At 72.0% G+C, this 21606-nt stretch carries 13 protein-coding genes; 3 read left to right on the top strand and 10 right to left on the bottom strand.

Translation table 11 applies throughout. The annotated features are described in order from the left end of the window. Positions 1-7: 7 nt before the first annotated feature. From NNW99_RS34955 to NNW99_RS34920, 8 genes are all read right to left on the bottom strand, one after another. A complete protein-coding gene (locus NNW99_RS34955; protein ID WP_215123167.1) occupies positions 8-6874 on the bottom strand; it encodes a DUF4157 domain-containing protein in 6867 nt (2288 codons plus the stop codon). Then, positions 6871-7254 (bottom strand): hypothetical protein, encoded by a 384-nt coding sequence (locus NNW99_RS34950; protein ID WP_251058011.1) that lies wholly within the window; start codon positions 7252-7254, stop codon positions 6871-6873. Before NNW99_RS34950 ends, NNW99_RS34955 begins: the two co-directional genes overlap by 4 nt. After that, complete coding sequence (locus NNW99_RS34945; RefSeq protein WP_215123166.1) at positions 7245-9221, bottom strand: ATP-binding protein; 1977 nt, start codon at positions 9219-9221, stop codon at positions 7245-7247. Before NNW99_RS34945 ends, NNW99_RS34950 begins: the two co-directional genes overlap by 10 nt. 32 nt (positions 9222-9253) lie before the next feature. Then, positions 9254-10150: a DUF4255 domain-containing protein gene (locus tag NNW99_RS34940; protein ID WP_215123165.1), complete on the bottom strand. Its 897-nt coding sequence runs from the start codon at positions 10148-10150 to the stop codon at positions 9254-9256. Between the two features lie 73 nt (positions 10151-10223). After that, a complete protein-coding gene (locus NNW99_RS34935) occupies positions 10224-10979 on the bottom strand; it encodes a hypothetical protein (RefSeq protein ID WP_215123164.1) in 756 nt (251 codons plus the stop codon). After that, positions 10972-11703, bottom strand: a complete 732-nt coding sequence (locus tag NNW99_RS34930; protein ID WP_215123163.1) for a hypothetical protein — start codon at positions 11701-11703, stop codon at positions 10972-10974. Before NNW99_RS34930 ends, NNW99_RS34935 begins: the two co-directional genes overlap by 8 nt. A 150-nt stretch (positions 11704-11853) precedes the next feature. After that, positions 11854-12378, bottom strand: coding sequence for a phage tail protein (locus tag NNW99_RS34925; RefSeq protein WP_184562456.1), 525 nt, complete (start codon positions 12376-12378; stop codon positions 11854-11856). Positions 12379-12411: 33 nt separating this feature from the next. Beyond that, on the bottom strand, positions 12412-14277 hold the full coding sequence (locus NNW99_RS34920; RefSeq protein ID WP_215123162.1) for a phage tail sheath subtilisin-like domain-containing protein: 1866 nt from the start codon (positions 14275-14277) through the stop codon (positions 12412-12414). A 708-nt stretch (positions 14278-14985) separates the two neighbouring features. On the opposite strand from NNW99_RS34920, the gene NNW99_RS34915 reads away from it, so the two are divergent. After that, a complete protein-coding gene (locus NNW99_RS34915; RefSeq protein WP_215124556.1) occupies positions 14986-15474 on the top strand; it encodes a hypothetical protein in 489 nt (162 codons plus the stop codon). Here NNW99_RS34915 and NNW99_RS34910 read toward each other — a convergent pair. Further along, on the bottom strand, positions 15440-15865 hold the full coding sequence (locus NNW99_RS34910) for a hypothetical protein (protein ID WP_251058010.1): 426 nt from the start codon (positions 15863-15865) through the stop codon (positions 15440-15442). The genes NNW99_RS34915 and NNW99_RS34910 overlap by 35 nt on opposite strands. Before the next feature lie 267 nt (positions 15866-16132). Between NNW99_RS34910 and NNW99_RS34905 the strand changes: the two genes are divergently transcribed. Continuing rightward, positions 16133-17374 carry a transcriptional regulator gene (locus tag NNW99_RS34905; RefSeq protein WP_215123161.1) on the top strand — a complete coding sequence of 414 codons (1242 nt, stop codon included), beginning with the start codon at positions 16133-16135 and terminating at the stop codon, positions 17372-17374. Positions 17375-17479: 105 nt separating this feature from the next. Further along, positions 17480-18997 (top strand): aldehyde dehydrogenase, encoded by a 1518-nt coding sequence (adh, locus tag NNW99_RS34900; protein ID WP_215123160.1) that lies wholly within the window; start codon positions 17480-17482, stop codon positions 18995-18997. Between the two features lie 583 nt (positions 18998-19580). On the opposite strand, the gene NNW99_RS34895 is transcribed toward adh, so the two are convergent. Beyond that, positions 19581-21602, bottom strand: coding sequence for a serine protease (locus tag NNW99_RS34895; RefSeq protein WP_215123159.1), 2022 nt, complete (start codon positions 21600-21602; stop codon positions 19581-19583). Positions 21603-21606 lie beyond the last annotated feature (4 nt).

Genomic DNA, 21606 nt, shown 5'->3' with positions numbered 1-21606 from the left:
TTGATTCCTAAGTGAAGCGAATGTCGTTCTTCTTGGCGACGACGGCCTTGAGCTCGCTGTCGAAGTTCCTGAGCTTGCCGGGCGATGTGGCGTTCAGGCGCGTCTTGTACGCCTTCATCCGCACGATCAGCTGGTAGATGTCGCGGTAGGGCGACTGGTCACGCAGCGCCTGCGCGAAGGCCCGGCTGACGCCGAATTTGGTCCTGATGGAGTCGGGACCCTTTCCATTGATGTCGAACCTGGAATCAAGGGCGTTCGGACGCTGAATGTTGTCGCGCGTGTAGGCGCCCTCGGCCGGCTGTTTACGCCAGGTGTTGCCTGCGGGCGCGTACTTACCCCAGGCCATGGAGATCTTCTTGGGGAAGTACTCGTCCGCGCCGCTGTAGAAACCGACGTCGTAGTTGAACCAAATCATCGCGATGCTGGGGTCCTTGGCGATCGCTTTGTAGGCGGGCAACTCGATTCGGTAGGCGAATCTGCTGTTCACCGGCGTACCAGGAGCGGGGACGAGGTTCGAGCCGGTGGCCTTCCCTCCGAATTTCTCGGTGAAGAGGTGCATACGCACCCAGGCCGTGTCTTTCCTGAGATTCGCGGGCACCAGGTCCCAGCCGAGCGGGATCTTGGGATTGCCGAGCGGCTTCTCGCCCTTGTGGCTCTTGATGGTCTTGTTGATGCCGGTGGCCTGGAATCCATGGCCGCGCACACCGTCGGTGTACGGCGGCAGGACCATGGGGAGGAGCGGCGGCCTGCTCGGGTCGATCTCACGCAGTTCCAGCAAACGGGCGAGCCTGTTCAACGCACCCCGCAGCGCCCGGTACTCGAGCTCCCCGGTGCGGGTCGTGGTGCCTCGGGGCGGCAGCCTCCGCTTGACCTGTTCGGCCCTGACGTGCTGGGCACGAGCGGAGCGGATGGCCTCCACCTGGCGAGTATGGCGGTCGGGGTATGCCGCGAGCTGATCAGCCTCCCACTGCCATTCGTCGAGGTAGTCGGTGACGGGGTCCGTCTGGCTCCGCACCACCATCTGGGAGGCCGGTCCCCGCCCCCGGAACATCAGGGTGTGCGACTCTCCGTCGAGGTTGCGGAAGTACACCCTGGGCATGGTCTGCTCCCAGGTCGTGTCCTCCGGCTTGCGGTCGTCGCGATTCCGGCGATCGCGGTCACGGTTGGTGCGGTCCTCGGTGCGGTCCTTGGACCGGTCGTTCCGGCGCCGCCACTGGTCCCGCAGCTTCCGGAGCCGGTCGTTCAGGCGGCTGCCGACGGTGCGGCGGGCCTTGCCGTAGAGCTTGCGGCCTGCCCGGCGGGCCCTGTTGACCGCCGACTTGACGGTCTGGCGGGCACGGCGGAGCGGGCGACGGCGAGGGCGGTCCTTGTCGGTGTCACGACGCTTGTCGGTGTCACGACGCTTGTCGGTGTCACGACGCTTGTCGGTGTCGCGGCGCTGGTCGTCGTCACGGCGGCGGCCGTCGTCCCGTCGCCGGTCGTTCCTGCGGTCGTCGTCCCGTCTCCGGTCGTCGGTGCGACGGTCGCTCGCACGCGGGTCCTTGGGGTCGCGGTCACGGTCGCGGTCGTTCGCGTCGCGGCGGCGGTCGGGGCGCACGGTGTCGCGGGCCGGCCCCCGGCGGGTCGGGGTGGCGCGGCGGTTGTCCCTGGCGTCGTCCTTCAGGCGGCGGTCCGCGTCGCGTATGCGCTTGCGGGCCGTGTTCACCTCGCGGCCCTCGTCGCGGCGTTCGTCGTCGTCGCGGCGCTTCTTGGGGCGGGTGGTGTGGGCCGGGCGTCGCTTCTTTTCGGGGGTGGGGCGTTTGCCGGGGCGGGGCTTTGACGGGGGGCGGGAGGTCTGGGCCGGGGACGGCTTGCGTGGGGGCGAGGGGCGGGTGGGGGTGTCGTCCGTGCGGTCGGCGGGGCGGTCCGGGGACGGGGTGCGGTCGTCCTTGGGCTTGGTGGGGGCGTCCGGTGAGGACGGGGCGTCGGAGGGGCCCGGCTTGTGCTTCTTCGTGCGGAGGTTCTTGAGCATGTCGCCCAGCCGCTCGGCCACCTTGCCCATGAAGCGGCCGACGCCCTCGATGAGGAACTCGTAGACCAGCTCCAGCAGCGCCACGACCCCCGCCGCGACCGCCTTGGCGAAGGGCAGCGCGCCGTTGCCGCTCATGACCGACTTCAGGAAGTCCATGAACAGGCCGAACGCGGCGAGGATCTCGCTGAGCGCCCCCCAGGCGGTCTGCAGGGCGTCGATGATCGCCATGACCCAGCCGGCGCCGGGGATGAGCTTGGCGACGACCTTCTCGACGACCATCACGCCGATGATGACGGGGAGTTGGGGAAGGGCCTCGTCCCAGGCCATCTGCGCCATCTGCTCGACGGTGACGCCGCCGGAGACCAGCTCCTGGAAGTCCTCCATCGGGATGCCGATGATCTCCTGGACCTTCTGGTTGAACCAGGCCCTGACCGCGGTCTTGATCTCCTCGAAGAGGTGTTCCTTGGCGCCCGTCTCCGCGGCGGCACCGGCCTTGCCGATCCAGTCGCCCGGGTCGGAGACGATGTCGTTGAAGATGGCCGCCCACTCACCGAGCGCGGCGACCGCGGCGGCACCGAACTCCAGCGCGCCGACGGTGACCGTCTCGGCGATGTCGACCGCGGCCAGCAGGCCGCCCTCCAGCGCGTCGAGGCCGGCCAGGAGCGCGCCGCACAGGCCGTCGAGGAGCTTCCCGGCGACCTCCTTGAGCGCGTCGGCGAACTCGTTGACCTTCTGTACCGCCCAGTCGCGCGCGCCGTCGATGGTGTTGCGCCACTTGTCGCGCATCGCCGGGTAGTCGGCGAGGAGCTCGTCGCCGAGGGCGATCAGCGCGTCGGCGAAGGTGTTGATCTGGTCGATGACCCAGTTGCGGGCGTCGTCGATGAGCTTGAAGACCTGCTGCTTGAACTTGTCGATGAGGTCGGTGACGACCTGACGGGCCTTCTCGAAGACGCTCTTGATGGCGTTCTTGAGCTTCTCGAAGAACTCCTTGAGCTTCTCGATGGCCTCTTCGAGCCAGTTGTCGGCGTCGTCCTTGCCGTCCTCCTGCTTCTTCTCCGCCTCCTTCTCGGCGTTGGTCTGCTCGTCGTCGATCTTCTTGTTGTCGTCCTCGGTCCGCTTGTCGACGTCCTTGTCGGTGTCCTCCTCCTTCTTCTTGATGTCGTCGCGGACCTTGTCGTACTTCTTGCCCTTCTTGCCGTCGATCTCCGAGACCTTGACGTCCTGCTCCCCGCGCCACCGGTCCCGGGAGTCGGCGATGTCGGAACGGCCCTTGTCGCGGGCGTCGGACTGCTTCTTGCCGCTGGCCGTGACCTCCTTCTGGAGGTCCTGGTCGTGCTGCTTGCGGTCGTCCGCCGCCTTCTTGTCCTTGGCCTGCCGCTCCTGGCCCATCTTGTCCCGGCCCCGGGAGAAGCCCGCCTGGATCTGCGGGCCCCGGTCGTGCTCGGCGACCGCGGAGGCGGACTCGATCGGCACACCGCCGCCGGACACCGACCGCCCGCCGCCGCCCTTCGCGGACTTCTTCCCACCGGCCACCTTGCCGGTCAGGGTCTCCTTGGGCACATCGGGATAGATCTGGTCCTCGCCCATCGGGCGGGCCGCGTCGTCACGTCCCGACTGGTGCAGTTCGTTCTTCCGCTCGTCGAGCTTTCGGCCCTGGTCGTCGGTGCGCTGCGGGTCCGAGTCGTTCTCCAGCGGAAGCCTCGGGGCGTCGCCCACGCGGGCGTTCTTCAGCCCCTCGTCCTGGGTCGGCAGCCCGAGGATGGAGTCGATCAGGTCGTCGAGCGGGAGGATCTCCTTCAGCAGCTTGCCGAAGAGCTGGGCTCCGATGGTGACGGCGATGTCCCACCAGCTCGGCTCCGGCACGTTCGCGCCCGGGACGTCGCCTTCCGGCTTCTGCTCGCCCTTGATCTCGGGCGTCTTGCCCTGCGCCGCGTCCGTACGCGCGACCTTGGCGTTCGTGTACGTGCCCGGGGCCGCCGCACGGGGGCCGCCGGGGACCGTGCGCGGGGAGCCGGAGGGGCGCTGCATCTTCGGCGGCGCCTTGCGCAGGGAGGTGCGTTCCTTGTCCACCGAGCGGCCGACGGCACTGCCGACGCCCTTGAGCGTCTCCAGGGCCTGGTGCGGCTTGAGCCCCGCGGCCGTCGACAGACCGGACTCGGGGGTCGCGTTGGAGACGTCCGGGGGCGGGGTCTCCTTCTTGGCCTTGGCGCTGGCCTTGGACCCGCCGGATGCGGTGGGGCGGCCGCCGGAGCGGACGGGCGCGGGGGCCGGGGACTTGCGACCGCCGCCTCCGCTTCCACCGCCGCCCCGGCGGGACGCGGTCTTCGCGGCCTTTCGTGCCGCCTGGCGCTTGCTGCCCGTCGGGCGGGAGCGCGAGCCCGTGGAGCCGCCGGACGATCCGGCGGAGGTGGCCGCGGACTCCGCGGCCTTGGAGGTATTGGTCTTGGGCTGCGGCCCCGCGGCCATGGGCGACGGGCCGTTGCCCGGCGCCAGTTTCGGCGCACTCGCGGGTCCCGGTGTGGAGACCTTGTCCGGGCCGCCGGCCGGGCCGGGTGTGGTGGCCGGACCCGTGCCTTCGGAGGTCTCCTGCCCACCGGGGGACGTGTCGGGTGCGGGGGCCGTGGTCCCCTGGTCCCCGGCGGTGTCGCGTCCGCCGGTCGGCGTGCGCTCCTCGGCCTTGTCGGCCTGCTTGTCCTTGCCCTTGTCCGCTCCGGAGTCCGCCTCCTTCCCGCCACTGCGGTCCGGGGCACCGGCTTCCGGCTTCCGGGCGCTCTGGGCGGCCTCGCCCGCGCCGTCCTTCTCCGCCCCGGTACCCGACGGTGCGGCGGCACCCTGTGTACGAGCGTCCTCGCCCGACTTGGCCAACTGGTCGGGCGCGGCGGTCTCACCGGGCCCAGCAGCCGCACCGGTCGCCGCGGCGTCCGAGGCCCTGGCCTCCTCGTCACGCCGTGCGGCCTCGGCGTCCTCCTTGCGTTGGTCCGACTGCTTCCGGTCCCGGTCCGTCCCGGCGGTGTCGGCCGTCGAGGCCGCAGCGGGAGACGCCGTACCGAGGGCGCCGCCGGCTCCGGACGCATCGGGCTGCCGCGCGTCAGCCGTACCGCTCAGGAGGTCCTCGAAGGACCCGCTGCCTTCGTCGTCCTCGGAGCGCGCCGCGGTGTCCTGGGAGGTGGTGCCGGGCGTGGCCTCCTGGGGTGCCGCGTCCGGCGCCGGGGCTGCGGAGGCGGACGAGAGGCTGGGCAGCGGGGCCGTGCCCTTCCGCCGCTCCTCGACGAGGTTCGGGTTCTTCGCCGCGTCCGTGTATCCGACGAGGTCGGCATCGGGCACGGGCTGTGCGCCGGCCGCCCCGGCCGTGTCGTCGCCCGCCTCCCGATCCGTGTCGTCCTGCGCGGGTTCCGCGTCCAGGCCCAACGGCTCGTCGTCGCCGTCCTGTTCGTTCTCGGGGTCGCCCACCGCACGGGCCGCTGCGGTGTCCCCGCCGGTCCGGGACTTCTCGCCGGGCTCGGCGCCGCTGCGGTCGACGGTGCCCGGGGCGGGGGCCTGGCGGCGGGTCGCCTCGGACGTGCCCTCGTCCTCGCGCCGCTCCTGCTCGCCGGCCTGCTTCTCGGGCTCCTGGGCGGCCTCGTCCTCGGGTCCGCCCTCGTCCTGCTCGGCGTCGCGCTCGTCCTGCTTGTCCTGGTCCTGCTGGTCGCGTTCGGTGTCCGAGGCGTCCTTGCGTTCGTCGGCGGCGTCCTTCTCGGCGTCCCGGCCGGAGGCGTCCTTCTCCTCCTGCTGTTCCTGCGTGCGCTCCTGCTCGTCCTCGGAGCCCTCCTGCTGCCGCCCGGCCGCGCCCGCGCCGCCCTGGGCGTTCTCCCGGTCGGCGTCTTCGGAGGCGGATCCTCCGTCCCCCTTCTCGGCATCCTCTTCCCGGCCGTCCTCCGGTTGCCCACCGGGCTTGCCGGGCTTGCCGGGTTCGTTCGGCCGTACGTCCTGCTCGGGGGCGGGATCGGCCTCGGAGTCCTCGCGAGCCTGCCGCTCCTCCTCGACCTCATCCCCCGCACCGGGGACAGCCTCCGGAGCCGTCGCCGCGTCCATCGGCAGCGGCCCTGACCGTTCCGTCTCCTCCACGCCCTCCAGCAGCCGGTCGACGACGGGCACCGGCAGCCGCAGTTCCAGCCGGTCCAGGACGCTGTCCTGCACCTCGGGCGCCATCCGGGCCAGCTGGATCCGGACGCGGCCCGACCGGTCCTCCGGGTCGCCGCGCAGCGAACGCAGGAGGCCGTTGGCGATGCGGTCGACGAGGGTCGCGGGGTCGAGCTGCTCCGTGCGGCGGCGGTCGGCGTCGACGGTCGCGTAGCGGAGCCAGCCGGGGGTGGCCTGCGCCTGGTCGAGGTCGGGGGCTGTGTCCGGGCCTTGTTCCGGGTCCCGTACCAGGTCCTGTGCCGCCGACTCGGCCTCCCGTTCGATGGCCTGCTGGGGCAGGCTCACCGCGCCCAGGTCGCGGCCGGCGCGCAGGGTGCCGAGGCCGTGCGGGTTCTGGACGGTGTGCAGGAGTTCGTGGGCGAGCAGACGGCGGCCCTCGTCCGTGCCCGGCCGGTACGCACCCTCGCCGAAGAAGATGTCCTGGCCGACGGCGACCGCGTCCGCGCCGAGCAGGTCCGCGAGCTGCCCGGCGTCCCGGCCGGTGTGCAGGCGTACGCGACCGAGGTCGTGCCCGAGGCGCTCCTCCAGGTCCCGTCGTACGCCGGGGTCGAGCGGCTGACCGGCGCCGCTGACGATGTCCTTCGGCTCGGGGGCGCGGGACCTGGCCGCGCGCTCCTTGCGCTTGCGGCGGCGCTGCTCGGCTGACTGCTCGGAACGGCTGTCCTGGGTCGGGGAGTTGCTCATGACGTCACCTCGCCCCGGCCGCACAGGCCTTCGTGCACCGCGCGGGCCAGTTCCTGCCCGAGGCGCCGGGCGGACAGGCCGGCGGGCAGCGGGGGCAGGCCGGACAGGACGTCGGCCGTCCACGGACCGTCGGCGGGCATACCGCGCTCGCGGACCAGCCGGGTCAGCTCGTCCTCGAAGGCGGCCGAGACCCGGCCGGGGTCCGCGCGGAAGCCGTCGAGCACCAGCTCGCCTATCTCCAGGCGGATCTCGCGCGGCGCGGGTGCCCCACCGTCCCGCGAACCACCGGCCCGCGAAACGCCAGCCCACGAAGCACCGTCCCGCGAACCACTGGACGGCGTCGTACCCGTCTGCGACCCACCCGTCTGCCTCACACCCATCCGCGGACCTCCGTCGGCGTCAAGGAGCGTTCCAGCTTGAGGTATTCGGTGCGGGCCCCGGCGAGCATGTGCCGCATCTGGAGCGGCTCGCCCTCCTCCGCGGCGAGGAACGCGCCGGACAGGGCGATGTTGCGGATCGAGCCGCCCGCCACGGTCAGCTGCGCGAGCAGCCGCGGGTCGATGTCCTTCACCGGCGCCTGCGGCGGCAGCACGCGGCGCCAGATCTCGGCGCGTTCGTGCTCGGCGGGGAAGGGGAAGTCGACGACGAAGCGGATACGCCGCAGGAAGGCGTTGTCCAGGGCCTTCTTCATGTTGGTGGTGAGGATGGCGAGGCCGCGGTAGGCCTCCATCCGCATCAGCAGATAGCTGACCTCGAGGTTGGCGTACCGGTCGTGGCTGTCCTTGACCTCGCTGCGCTTGCCGAACAGGGCGTCGGCCTCGTCGAAGAGCAGGAGCGCGCCGCCGCGTTCGGCGGCGTCGAAGACGCGGCGGAGGTTCTTCTCGGTCTCGCCGATGTACTTGCTGACGACCTGCGAGAGGTCGATGACGAACAGGTCGAGGCCGAGTTCCCTCGCCATCACCTCGGCGGCCAGGGTCTTGCCCGTCCCGGAGCCGCCCGCGAAGAGCGCGGTGACACCCAGGCCCCGGCGCAGGGTCGCCGCGAAACCCCACTCCTGGTGGACCATGGCACGCTGCCGCACATGGGCGACGATCTCCCGCAGCACGCCGGTCTGCCGCTCGTGCAGCACGAGGTCTCTCCAGCCGGCCTGCGGTTCGATACGGCGGCCGAGTTCGTCCATGCCGACCCGGGCCTCGTCCATACCGGCGCGCCAGGCCAGACCGGCGGCGTCGAGCTCGTCCTCGTAGGGCAGTTCACGGCGTACGGTGGCGGCGGCGGACCGTACGACGTGCGGCGGAAGCTGGAACTGGGCGATCAGGGACCGCAGTTCGGTCCTCTCCAGGTCGGCGACGTCGCTGAACGCGTCCGTCCACAGGGCGAGTTGTTCCTCGTCGTCGAGGTGCGGCACGCCGACCCGGGTGCCGTGCGGGCGGTCCGTGCGGCGCGGGTCGGTGCTCGACACGACGACCGGCACGGCGGCCCCGGCCAGGAACGCCTCCGTGGCCGCCTGCTGCTCCCGGTCCGGCTCGCCGAACTCCAGGAGCAGCGCGGCGGGCAGCAGGATCGCCTCGCGCTGCCACAGCCGGGCGAACCGGTCGCGCTCGGCGGGGTCGACGGGGATGTCCTCCGCGCTCAGCGCGTACAGCCCGAGCCCGGCGCGCGCGGCGGCCGCGGCGGCGATGTCGGCGCGGCTGCGCAGGTCGCCGCCGACCAGTTCGACGAGCAGCGGCGCGTCGGGCCGGGCGCCGTCCGTCCAGCCGGCCGCGACCCGGCTCGCGGCGAGGTCGTACGACGGGGGCAGCCGGTCGGGCACCGGGGTGCGGCGCAGCCGGCCGTGCAGCCGGGCGTCCAGGTAGGGCGAGCCGAGCAGGAAGTGCAGGATGCGTTCGTCGAGCCGGAGCCGGGAGGTCGTCAGGCGCGAGGCGTCGTCCGGCTCCACGATCTGCCAGCGGCGCAGCGGCGACACGGGCGGCAGCGCGCTCCAGTGCGGTTCGTCGAGGGCGGCGAGGGCGAGCGAGAAGGTCGGGTACGCCCGCTCGGGATCACCACTCGCGGCGGCGCACCGGGCGCCGGTGGTGGGCTCCAGCTCCTGCGCGGCCGTGAGGAGGACGAGGTCCCGCTCGAACGCGGTGAGCTCGAAGCAGGCGACCAGGGCGTCGAGGGGGGCGGTGCCGGGGCCCTCGGCGGGCTCGGGCAGGGGTGCCCGGGCCTCCCGCCCCTCGGCCGTCCCGTCCGCGCCGCGCAGGGCATGGGCGTCGACTCGGGCCAGGACACGCCGGATCTCCGCCGTCAGTGTCGTGCCGTCGCCCGTCGCGGCGGCGACCGCGGCCGTTGCCCGCGTTCCCATGTCCTCACCCGCCCTCGTCGCTCCCATGTGCCTCAGTTCTCCGTGTCCTCACTGCCGTCGGCGTTCTTGGCCGGCGGCTGTGACCGTGCGGACTTCGCGGGCCTGGCGGCCGGCTTCTTCGCCGTCCTGGCCGGTTGGGCCGGCTTGCGGCCCCGGGCCGACTTGGCGGGCGGCTTCGTCTCGGCCCTCGCCACGGCCCCCGCCACGGCCTGCGTCGGCTCGTCGGCGGGTTCCGCGGCCTTCCCCGAGGGCCCGACCGGCTCATCCGCCTCCACCGCCACCGCCTCCTGGGACGTCACACCCGGAGCCGGAGCCCCCGCCGCCCCGAGCGGCAGCACCCGCACCTCCGGCCGCTCCACCGGCTTCGCCGGCACCGGCGTCTCACGCCCGTCGATGAGGACGAGGACCGCCTGGTAGACGACGGACAGCGTGTACGGCGTCTGGTGGAGCATCCCCCACAGCTTGGACGTCTCGTCGACGTCCATCGCCGTCGGCGTGAACCGCACCCGCTGCACCGCCTCGGCCAGGTCGCTCCCGTTCAAGTGCGGTCGCTGACCGGCGAGTTCGATGATGTCCCTGGGCAGTACGGGTATCTCGTGCAGCGTGCGCACCACCGAGCCGATCAGGCGCTGCCCGACCAGTTCCGCCTCCTCGCCGTACGCGCTGATCAGGTAGTGCAGGTCGAGCGCGGCGGCCGGACGCCGGACCAGGGTCCCGTCGGACGCCCGGGTCGGCAGGTCGTGGTTGCGCTGCGAGGTGTTGGGCGTGACCTGGTACAGGAACACGGTGATGGTCGGTTCGAGGGGCGGGTCGGCCGGCGGCTTGCGCGGCTCGACCTTCACCGCGATGTCGATGTCCGGCGGCAGGTTGGCCTCGATCAGCAGGGCGAGGGCCTGGGTGACGTGGGCGAGGGCAAGTGCGTTGCTCATGGCGTCGGTTCCTCGGTCCCTCTCCTGGTCCTGGTCCTTCTCGTCGTACGGCTGCCGTGCCGTCGCGGCTCACTCACTCGCGTCCCCTGGCCAGGTAGTCCGCCAGGCTGACCGCGGCCCGGGGCCGCTCGGCGTCCCGCGGCCGGGGCCTGCCGGCACCGTCCTGCGGCGTACCACCCGCGGTGACCTCCAGCCGCCCGATCCGCACCTGCACCACCTGCTCGGGCGGGCGCCCGGGGCGGCGGGCCGCCGCCTGCCGGACGGCGTCGCGTGCGGCCGCCGTGTCCGCCGCGCTGGGGAGCAGCGGGGCGGACACGGCGGCTGGGGAAGCGGCGTCCGCGCCAGGGGGGGTCGGGACGGACGCCGCGTTCGTGGGGGCCGCCCGCTCGGTACGGCCCCGGCCCGCCGCGCGGCGGGCGGTGTCGGGGACCGGCCGCAGCACGGGGCCCGTGGAGGTGACGGGCCGCAGCAGCGGCCCTTCGGACTCGGCCGGCCGTGCGGCCGGACGCGGTGCGGGCTCGTCGTGCGCCGGGGCCTGCTCGGTCCGTACGACCGTCCGCTCGCGTTCCGTACGGACGACCTCGCGGGCCGCCGGGCGCGTCCCGTCCGGCCGGGCGACGGCGGCCGGGGCGGCGACGGGCCACAGCGGCTCGGTGCCGTCCGGGTCGGGTGCGGCGGCCCGTACGGCCTCGACGCGTTCGAAGGGGCCGGCCAGCCGCGGCCGTACCCGCACCACGCCGGTGCGCCGCTCGGCGGGCGCCGCGTGCCGGGCGAGCAGCCGGTCGAGGAAGTCGGGCTCCGGCCGCCCTTGCGAGGTGGAGTCAGACATCCGCACACAGCTCCAGGTAGTAGCGGCGCCGCAGCGGGCTGAGCGCCAGGATCTCCGGCTCGCTCCAGCCGTAGGCGGTGGCGAGCAGATGGACGTCGAGCAGCAGGTCCCGGGCCCAGGCGTCCAGTTCGGTCCACAGGTAGGAGGCGATGTCCAGCTCGGCCCGGGTGGGCTCCTCGCATTCGGGGCAGGCGATGGCGAGCGTGACGTCGGCCCCCGGGTCGGCGGACTGCGCCGCCTCGGCGATCCGCCGCTGTACGGCGACGGGCAGTGTGTCCGCGGACACGGGCCGCCCGTCGTGTACGGCGGTGACCACACAGCGGGCGAGCAGCGCCCGGCGCGGGTCGGCATCCCGGGCCGCCGCCGTCAGGTCGGCGACGCCGGGCACCCGGAACTCGACCTCCCAGCCGTCCTCGGCGACCCGCACCAGCGGATCACCGCGGTCGGCCAGGGTGCGGGCGAACTCCCCGGCGTCCAGCTCGAACTCCATGTCCGCGCCACACGCCCGGCACTCCAGCCGCACCTGCATCCGCTCGCCGAACAAGGCCCGGCGCAGCGCGAACAGATCCGCCTCCCGCTCCCCGACCGGCAGCGAGAGCAGCGCCTGCTGATCCCCGCCCAGATCCGGCCGGGCAGCCCGGTGCAACAGCACCGCACGCCCGGCCGACGCCTGCCCGAGCCCGGACTCCCAGGTGGCCAGGACGTCGTCCGCCCGCGTGATCACCTTCTGTCCCCCCTTGCCAGTGTCCGAACAGTTCCCATGCACCCACGCGGCTCAGCAGCGCGCCCCAAAGGGGCGCGGGGAACTGCGCGACCAGCCCAGACGAACCCGCAGACGAACAACAACCCCATCGCGGCTCTCCCAGCGGAGCGCCTACGCCGGGTTGAGGAACGACGGCTCTTCCGGCTCCGCCACCTCGTAATCCCGCTCCCACCCCTCGCACTCCAGCTTCAGCGACTGGATGGCCACCGCGTTGGCGTTGGCGTCCAGTTCGCCGAGGACCTGGTACTCGCTGGGCCAGGTCCGGTACAGCTTGTGCGAGACGGCGACCTGGCCGGCCTCGTTGAGGACCTGGATGACGATGTCCTTGCGGAAGTCCGCGAGGGACACCTCCGAGCCGAGGCCCGCGCCGACCTGCCAGACCTTGTTGGCCCAGCGGTCGAACTCGGGGTCGTGCGTGACGCCGCGCTCCAGGGTGATGCCCTCGAACTCGGAGCGGCCCGGCGACTTGCGCGGGGACGAGGGGTCGCCGCCGTGGCGGTGCTTGACGACCTCGGTGGTCCGCTTCAGCGGACTGATCTTGCTGATGCCCGCGACCGTCCGACCGTCCCACAGGACCAGGAACTTGAAGTTCTTGTAGGGGTCGAAACGATGGGCGTTGACGGTGAACTCTGCCATCGAAATGTCCTCAGGGGTTCCTTGGAGCGTTCCTCAGAGCGCGAACTGGCCGGACGTCTGCTGGATCTTGACGATCACGAACTCGGCCGGGCGGACCGGCGCGATGCCGACCAGGACGTTGACGATGCCGTTCTCGATGTCCTCGTCGGTCGTGGTGTCGCTGTCGCACTTGACGAAGTAGGCCTCGCGCGGCGTGCCGCCCTTGAAGGCGCCCTGGCGGAAGAGCGTGTGCAGGTAGGAGGAGGCGTTGAGGCGGATCTGCTGCCACAGGTTCTCGTCGTTGGGCTCGAACACCACCCATTGCAGGCCCCGCTGGAGGCTCTCCTCGACATGCAGGGCGAGCCGCCGTACCGGCACGTACTTCCACTCGCTGTCGAGGGCGTCGGAGCCCTCCAGCGTGCGGGCGCCCCAGACGACCGGGCCGGTCACCGGGAAGGTCCGCAGGACGTTGACGCCGAGCGGGTTGAGCAGGCCGGTCTCGCGGTCGGTGAGGTTCACCGTGAGGGAGTGCACGCCCGCGAGGCGCGCCTCGGTGCCGGCCGGGGCCTTCCACACACCGCGCTCGGAGTCCGTACGGGCGATGACGCCCGCGACCGCGCCGGACGGCGGGAAGGAGCGCAGCCGGCCGGTGAGCGGGTCGGTGAGCTGGAGGTGCGGGAAGTACAGGCCCGCGTGGTTGCCGCGGACGGCGTCGAACGCGGCGAGCCCGGCTCGGGCGGTGTCCACGCTGACCCAGGTGCTCGGCGCGTCGACGAGCAGGAAGATCCGCCGCTCCTGGCAGAGCCGCTGGGCGGCCGAGACGACGGTGAGGGCGTCCTCGGCCTTCTCGTACGCCGCGAGTTCGGGCAGCACGAGGAGGTTGACGTCGGGGACGCCGCGCAGCGACTGGATGCCGGACTTGTCGGCCTCGGAGCCGATGAGGTCGCGCGGGCCGGGCGCCTCGCCGTCCTCGCCGCCCTCCAGCGGGAAGACGGGCGGGTTGACCGAGGCCTCCAGGCCGAGGTCGTTGGCGCACTCGCCGACGAAGCGGACGACGTCCTCGGGGTCGGTGGAGCCCGCGACGACCTGGACACGCCGGCCGAAGGCGGTGACCTCGGCACCGGCGAAGGCGTGCTTGCCCGGCGCGTCGGGCAGGGCGCGCAGCTTGCGCTCCAGCAGCAGCGCCAGCTCGGCCACGCCGGAGGGGGCCTCGCCGTCGCAGTCGGGGTCGTAGAGCGTGAACTCCCGCTCGACGTCGCCGATCTTGACGGTGAGGTCCACGGCGAGGTCGGGCAGTTCGTGCCCGAACGGCTTGGAGACGGTGCCGGACGGGTCGGGACGGCCCTCGCCGACGACCTCGACGCGGATCAGCCGGGAGCCGGCGTTGACGACGGTCTGCACATACCGGCCGTTGGAGGGGTCGGCGGACAGACCGGTGAAGCTCTCGCGGGCCTCGCCCTTGGCGTCGTGGACGCGCAGGTTGAAGGTCTCGTCGGGGCAGGGCGTGTCGTAGTCGACGGCGACGCGCAGGCCGTTGCCCCACACGCCGGGTTCCCTGGCGTGCACCTTGAGGACGTCGCACTCGCTGTGGCCCTCGGTGGACTCCAGCGCGACGCAGGCGGCCTGGCCGCTGCCGGCCTTGGCGACCCGGACGATCACGGCGACGGTGCCGCCGTTGCCGAAGAACTGGTGAACGGCGTAGCCGACGGCGCTCTGCGCGCTCAGCCCCCCGAAGCGGCGCTCGAACTCCGTGAAGCTGGTGACGCGCACCGGCTCGTTCAGCGGACCGCGGCGGGTGTGGCCCACGAAGGCGGTCACCGAAGTGGTCAGGGTCGAGATGGTGCGGGTGCTGCTGGGAAGCTCTTCGACGTAGACACCGGGATACGTCGGCTTGGCGGCGTTCACCGCGCTCATCGGCATTCCCCCTCCTATCTCTGTCTCGGGCACCGGATGACGGCACCAAGAGACGGTGAGGGAGGGACGTTCCGGCCGTGCGCGAGGAACTGCCCGCCGAGCGTCATCGGTGGGCACGCGCACCTCATCAGTTCCCCCGTCAGTACCCGCGCGGTTCGGTCGCACAGGTCAAGCAGCGCGCTTGTGACTCCTGATGCTCAAGTGCTCAATCCACCTTGGTGCGTTCGGAGTTGACCGAACAAGACGGGTTCTGGCCAGCACACTGGAAGGTTTTGTGAAGGCAAACTTCCCTGATTCGCACATCCCGCCCGCGCGCCCTCGTGGACTGGTCCACACCTCGCGCACAGCGGCCGCGAACACGGGGTGACGGGTGCGCCTGGGGACCGCGCATTTCCGGCGACGACGGCCCATCCGTCCGGCACGCTCCTCGAGTTCTCCCCGAGTCGTTCATCGGCCAGTGGCCGGTTTCGTATGGGCACCATGGACGCGCTCGGAGTTGATCGCGGTCTTACGTGACGCGTCGTCGAGTGCCCGCTTTCGACCGGGACATGCCCGACCCAAACGCCAGGCCACGCCACCCCTTCCGGCGCCTAGAAATATCTACGAGCATGACTGGGGCCGGATCGGCACCGCGGATCTCCCGGATTCCCGCGGGCCACCGGCCCGTGTCCCGTGTGCGTCCTGCGGGGCGCGCCGACTGTGCCTGGGGTGGCCATGCAGAGCGTCATGTGGAAGCAAGCCGTCGAGTGGCTCGCCGCGGCCGCCACGGACCCCCAGGAATGCAAGCGGGAGTGGGACTACGGCGCGGGCACGGTCCTCGTGGAGGCCGGGCGGTACTGGGACGTGCTGAGCGTTCCCGACCGGCTCGGGCTGCTCGCCCTGGACTACCTGTGGCGCGATCCGCTGAAGGTGCCCGGCCCCACCCTGGTGGACTGCACGGCCCGCAGAGTCGGCTTCTTCCTGCCGCCCGACCCCGTCAGCGAGTGGGTCGGGTTCGGGGTCCGGCACGTCGGCCGCGGTTCCTGGGTCGCGGTACCGCCGCCGTACCGGCCCGCCGGCCGCCTGGAGTGGCTCGTCCCACCGGACGGCACCGGCGCCCTGCACTCCCCCGGCACCCTCGAGTCCGCCCTCCACGAGGCCACGGGCACCCTCGCGGTCCTGGCACCGGTCAGCGCGGAGCCGGTGGCGCTTGAGGGTTGGTGAGGCGGGCGGTGGTGGGAGCGGCCGGGCGCAGACCGGATGAGGCGACCAGGCCTGTGTACCGGCCGGGGGTCGGATGTACCCCGGGAGGGACCACCGACCCGGTGGGCATGCCGACAACCGGATGCGCACCCGCCGGGACGACGACCGGACCCAGATGCGAGCCGGTGTTCCACGCGGGTACGGCGGTCCAGGTCTCGCTCTCCGTCGGCGCGGCGAAGGAGACCCACTGGCCGTCGCGGTGCTCCGGGGCCGTATGGCCCCTGGCCTCCCATTCGGCGACGAGGGCCGCGTAGATCGGCGGATGGCCCGAGTATCCGCTGGTGAGTTCGGCGTACGGCCGGGGCGCGGCGTCGTTCCCGAGCAGGCGCCGCGCCGTCGCAGTGCTGTCCATGCCAGGGCAACGCGACGCCGCGCGCCGGTGGTACGCGGCCGGGACCCCGTCCGTCGGGTCGAGTGAACCCGTCACCCGTACGGCGGCACCCGGGGTCCGGACAAACATCCAGTCAGGCGGTCGCCCGTTCAGAGCTGGGCACTTCCCGGCCAGTCGTACGCAACCCCGGCCCCGGTCCGCCGGTTTCCTCGACCGGGCCCGGCGCGTCCGGTAACACTGACCTCACGCCGAGAACCGGTACGACGGCTACGACGGCAGGGAGAGGCCATGTCACAGCGCCCTGACCTCCGGCAGCGCAGGACCGCGCTGGAGCACGAGTGGTCCCATTGGATACCGCGGCTGAGCGTCCCGGGCACGCGGCCGGGCGGCAGCGCGCAGTTGCGTCACGAGGTGACCGAGTCCTGGGCGCGTTCGCTCGGCAGTGTGGACCCCGGCCGGGACAGCGCCCCGGTCACCGAGGGCGGTCCGGTGCACCAGCGCTGGACGTCCTCCCCGCTGTACCGGCCGGTCTCCGGCCTCGCCGGCGAACTGCACAGCATCGCCGAGGACGCCGGTTTCGTCACGGCGGTCACCGACGAGTCCGGCACGATCCTGTGGACCTGCGGCGGCCCGACCATGCGCCGCAAGGCCGAGCGGGTCAACTTCGCGCCGGGCGGCCGGTGGGACGAGCAGGCCATGGGTACCAACGCCCTGTCCCTCGCGCTGCGCACCGGCCGCCCCAGCTCGGTCTTCTCGGCCGAGCACCTGGTGTCGGCCCTGCACGGCTGGGTCTGCTACTGCGCCCCCGTGCACGGCCCGGACGGCCGGGTCCTCGGCGTCCTGGACCTGTCCACCACCTGGGACCGCTCGCACCCCCTGGCCATGTCCACCGTACGGACACTGGTGTCCACCATCGAGGCCCGCCTCACAACGACGGAACACAACCGCCCCCAGGCGGCTCGGCTCCGGCTCACCTGCCTGGGCCCCGAACAGGCCCTCCAGGCCGTACCGGACGGTAGCCACCTCCCCCTTCGCCCGCGCCAATTGGAGATCCTCACCCTGCTCGCGCTCGAACCGGACGGCTTCTCCCCGGAGCGGCTGCGCGCCGCCCTGTACGGCGACCGGCCGGTCACCGCGTCCACCTTCAAGGCGGAGATCTCCCACCTGCGCCGCGCCCTCGGCGGCGGCATCGCCCCGCGCCGCTACGCCCTGACGATCCCGGTGTCCTGCGACGCCGCCGACGTCCTGCGCGCGCTGGAGCGGGGCGACACGGACACGGCCCTGAGCCGCTACGGCGGTCCCCTCCTGCCCCGTTCCCAGGCGCCCGGCATCGAGGAGTGGCGCACCCGCCTCGAAGTGGCCGTGCGCGAGGCCGTCCTGGCGAGCACCCGCCCGGACCATGCCCTGCGCTACGGCGAACGGGCCCCGTACGACGCGGAGATCCACGAGCACGCGCTGGGGCTGCTCGGCCCCAGGGACACGCGCCGGGCGATCGCGGCGGGCCGGCTGACCACGGCCCTGCGCGACTGACGCCGCCGCGCGAGGCCCGGCCCCTCGGCGCCAACCTCGCGCCAACCTCCCGAGAGCACCATGAAGGGCGTCATCTGTCACCGCCCTTCACCGAGGAGAGCCGCCATGGTGTACGCGCAGCCAGGAACGGACGGCAGCATCGTCAGCTTCGCCCGGCGCTACGACAACTTCATCGGCGGTGACTTCGTCGCCCCGGTCGAGGGCCGCTACTTCGAGAACCCGAGCCCGGTGACCGGCAAGGTCTTCTGCGAGGTGGCCCGCTCCTCCGCCGCCGACGTCGACCTCGCCCTGGACGCCGCGCACCGGGCGGCCGACAAATGGGGCCGCACGTCCACCGCGGAACGCGCGGGCATCCTCAACAGGTTCGCGGACCGCCTGGAAGAGCACCTGGAGAAGATCGCGGTCGCCGAGACCTGGGAGAACGGCAAGCCGGTCCGCGAGACCCTGGCCGCCGACATCCCGCTGGCCGTCGACCACTTCCGGTACTTCGCCGGTGTCGTCCGCGCCCAGGAGGGCAGCATCGCGGAGATCGACGCCGACACGGTCGCGTACCACTTCCACGAGCCGCTGGGCGTGGTCGGCCAGATCATCCCGTGGAACTTCCCGATCCTGATGGCCACATGGAAGCTGGCCCCCGCGCTGGCCGCGGGCAACTGCGTCGTCATCAAACCGGCCGAGCAGACCCCGGTCAGCCTGCTCTACGTCATGGAACTGATCGCCGACCTGCTGCCCCCGGGTGTGGTCAACGTCGTGAACGGCTTCGGTGTCGAGGCGGGCAAGCCGCTGGCCTCCAGCCCCCGCGTGGCGAAGGTGGCCTTCACCGGGGAGACGACGACCGGCCGTCTGATCATGCAGTACGCGAGCGAGAACATCATCCCTGTCACGCTGGAACTGGGCGGCAAGAGCCCGAACATCTTCCTGCCCGACGTCACGGCAGCGGACGACGACTTCCTGGACAAGGCCGTCGAGGGCTTCGTGATGTTCGCCCTCAACCAGGGCGAGGTCTGCACCTGTCCGTCCCGTGCCCTGATCCACTCCTCCATCTACGACGATTTCATGGCCCGTTGCGTCGAACGCACCCAGGCCATCGTCGGCGGCGACCCCCTGGACCCGGCCACCATGATCGGCGCGCAGGCCAGCAACGACCAGTACGAGAAGATCCTCTCCTACCTCGACATCGGCAGGAAGGAGGGCGCCGAGGTCGTCACGGGCGGCAACCCCCGCGCCGTCCCCGGCCTCGAGGGCGGCTACTACATCGAGCCGACCATCTTCCGCGGCACCAACGACATGCGCATCTTCCAGGAGGAGATCTTCGGCCCGGTCGTCTCGGTCACCACCTACGACTCCGTCGACGAGGCCCTCAAACTGGCCAACGACACCCTCTACGGCCTAGGCGCCGGCGTCTGGACCCGCGACGGCAACACGGCCTACCGCCTGGGCCGCGAGATCAAAGCGGGCCGCGTCTGGACCAACTGCTACCACGCGTACCCGGCCCACGCGGCGTTCGGCGGCTACAAGAAGTCGGGGATCGGCCGCGAGACCCACAAGATGATGCTGGACCACTACCAGCAGACCAAAAACCTGTTGGTGTCGTACTCGGCGAAGAAGCTGGGGTTCTTCTAAACACATGCGAAAAGGCGCCTGACCTGGGTCTTCACCCGCCAGGCGCCCTTCACTCAACCCGCTCTCGATCGAGCCCGACTTGCGCGCTAACTCCCATCCTTCGCCTGCCGGGTGTTGGCGATCCGACCGGCCGCACGGTGGCCCTCGTCCTCAGGACGGCGTGGCACCGGCCTGGCGCGCGGGCCCGATGCTCCAGGCGCTGCGGAGGTGAGCGGACCACGGCCCGACAGCCATTCTCCAGACCCTCCCCGAGAACGTGTGGGCACAGACAGCGCTGAAACGCGTCGCAGGACCAGTCGAGCGCTAATTTCGCGCCACGATCCGAGTCCTCGCGGGGCGTCATTTGCCCGCCTGGGAGGGGGCTCGTGACGCTGGCTGTGAGGTGCTCCGCGATCTCCAAGCCCGTTCTTGCGGTCGGTGCTCCTGGCGCAATGCCCAGTCCCCGGTGTGGTGTCGGGAGGGTGCGACGTCGGGGACGGTGGGTGGAGTGGGCTTGATCCGCCGACTGCGCCCCGCCATCCAGATCGGCACCGACCGACCGGAGCCCTGCCCGGTAATGACGTGCGCGTCGACCGGCCACCGGTCAGTGCAGGGCACGGCCGATGGGTCCCGCCACGCTCGCGTGGGCGAGGTACTCGGCGATGTTGTGCGCCTTGTCCTTGCCGTTGGCCACCTCCGGCTGCTCGACCCTGCCCCAGCGGCCGTCGCGCAGCGGACAGCCGATGGCGACCGCGTCCGCCGGGCACCAGGCGTTGAGCCACGTGCGTACGTTCCCCGGCCGGTGCGGACCGGCGGTAAGAAGCCGGTCGTTCACGGCGTCCATGCCCAGCGGGCTCCCCAGGGTCACCAGTACGGCCCGGTCGATCCCGGACGGCAGCCGGCTCATCAGATCGACGCCTACGACGGTGCCCAGGCTGTGCGTGACGAAGACCAGTTCGCCGCGGTCGGGCATGGTCGCGGACACGATGTCCAGCACTGCCTCCCGCACACGCGGCTCGCTGAGATACCTGGCCACGTCCCGGAAGACCGCGTCGATGGTCCGTTCGTCGAGATCCGATCTGGCCGCCACCCAGCCCAGCGCGCGCCGGAACGTACGGACCGCGCCGTCGAGGCCCTCCTCGGCCGCCATGGCGTCCTTCCTCTCGTAGTCGCCCTCGGGCATGCCGACCCTGGCCGCCGCGTCAAGGAGCATCTGCTCGTACGCCTTCGTCTCGGATCCCACGGAGTCCGGGGGCGACGGGACACCGCCGAGGGATTCCCTCGCGCCCATCAACTCGGCCATCAGATCGCCGTAGAACGGGCACCAGGCGTCGACCGGGTCGACCGAGCGCAGGCCCGCAGCCGCGAGGCCCTTGTTGAGGCCGCCGGTCCATTCTTGGCGGAGCGCCTCGGGGTCCTTGCCGTGCTGGCTCCTGCCGTGCAGGTACACCAGGTGACGGTGGCCGCCGAAGGCCCCGTCCCTGGCGCGCAAGCCGGTCGCGGCTCTGCGTTCGGCCGCGGTGAGGCCGGTGGGCCGTACGCTTTCGGGCTCCGCGGCCCCCTGTGGTTCGTGGCTGCCGAGCCCCGCCTCGGGACCCATCTCGGCGAGCAGAGCGCACTGCGTGGGCGTCGGTCGCGACGCCGCCACGTGCCGCAGGACGGAGCTGATGCGCACGCCCTCGTTGGCCACCCAGGAAAGGGCGGCCTCGCCGTCGCTGGGCTGCCACACCGCGCCGTCCTTGCGCAGCGGACGTCCGCTCGCGTCCGTATCCGGGACGCCCATGTGATGGAGGGCGACCACTTCCCACTGGTCGTTGAAGACCGGGGAGCCCGAGTTGCCCGGCTCCGTGTCCGTTCGGTAGTGCAGGAAGTCGTCCAGCCGTGTGATCAGCCTGTTGTCGCGCAGTGCGATCTCTTTCAGGCGGCCGTTGGGGTGGCCGATGACGTTCACCAGTTCGCCGACGACCAGCTTTCCGGTGCGGCCGCTGAGGCGGTTCCAGCCGAACACCTCACCGGGCGGTACGTCCCCGCCGACCGGGGTGAGCGCGACCAGGGCGTAGTCCAACGACTCGTGGGCGATGAACAGTTCGTCGGGAATGAGCTCCACCCGGACGATGTCGTCGGGGGCGTTGTCGATGCCGACTTGCGCGTCGAACTCGGCGAGGCAGGTCCGAGCGAAGTCGGCGCCCGGCAGCACATGGTGATTGGTCATCAGGAGCCGTGGGGACACCAGAAAACCCGTACCGAGCGGTAGTTCGCGACTGTCACGGCGCAGGGTGATCCGCGCGACCGTACGGGCCGCGCGGGCACCGCGGGGCAGGAAGTTCGCTGCCTGGAGGTCGTGGGCCAGGCCGATGATGCGCTCATGGGCCTGCGGGAGATCCAGGGGCTCGGCGTGGATGTGGGCGACGACAGCGGTGGTCGGAACGCCGCCACGGCTGAGGATGCGCTCGGCCCGGGCGGCCAGGGCCTGGGGAGTGTCGGGGAAGGGAACGCCCTTCGCCGTCCGCGCCTCGGCCTGCTCGCGTGCCTGCGCCGAATCGTGGTAGCGCCGGGCCGCGTCGGCGACTTGGCGGCGCTGTTCGACGCGGGACTGCTCGACTTCTGGCGTGTCTATCGTGGGCATGTCT

The organism is Streptomyces sp. CRCS-T-1, assembly GCF_024442335.1.
In the GTDB taxonomy this organism is placed as follows: Bacteria; Actinomycetota; Actinomycetes; order Streptomycetales; family Streptomycetaceae; genus Streptomyces; species Streptomyces koelreuteriae.
This window is presented reverse-complemented; position numbering and strand designations above follow the sequence as displayed.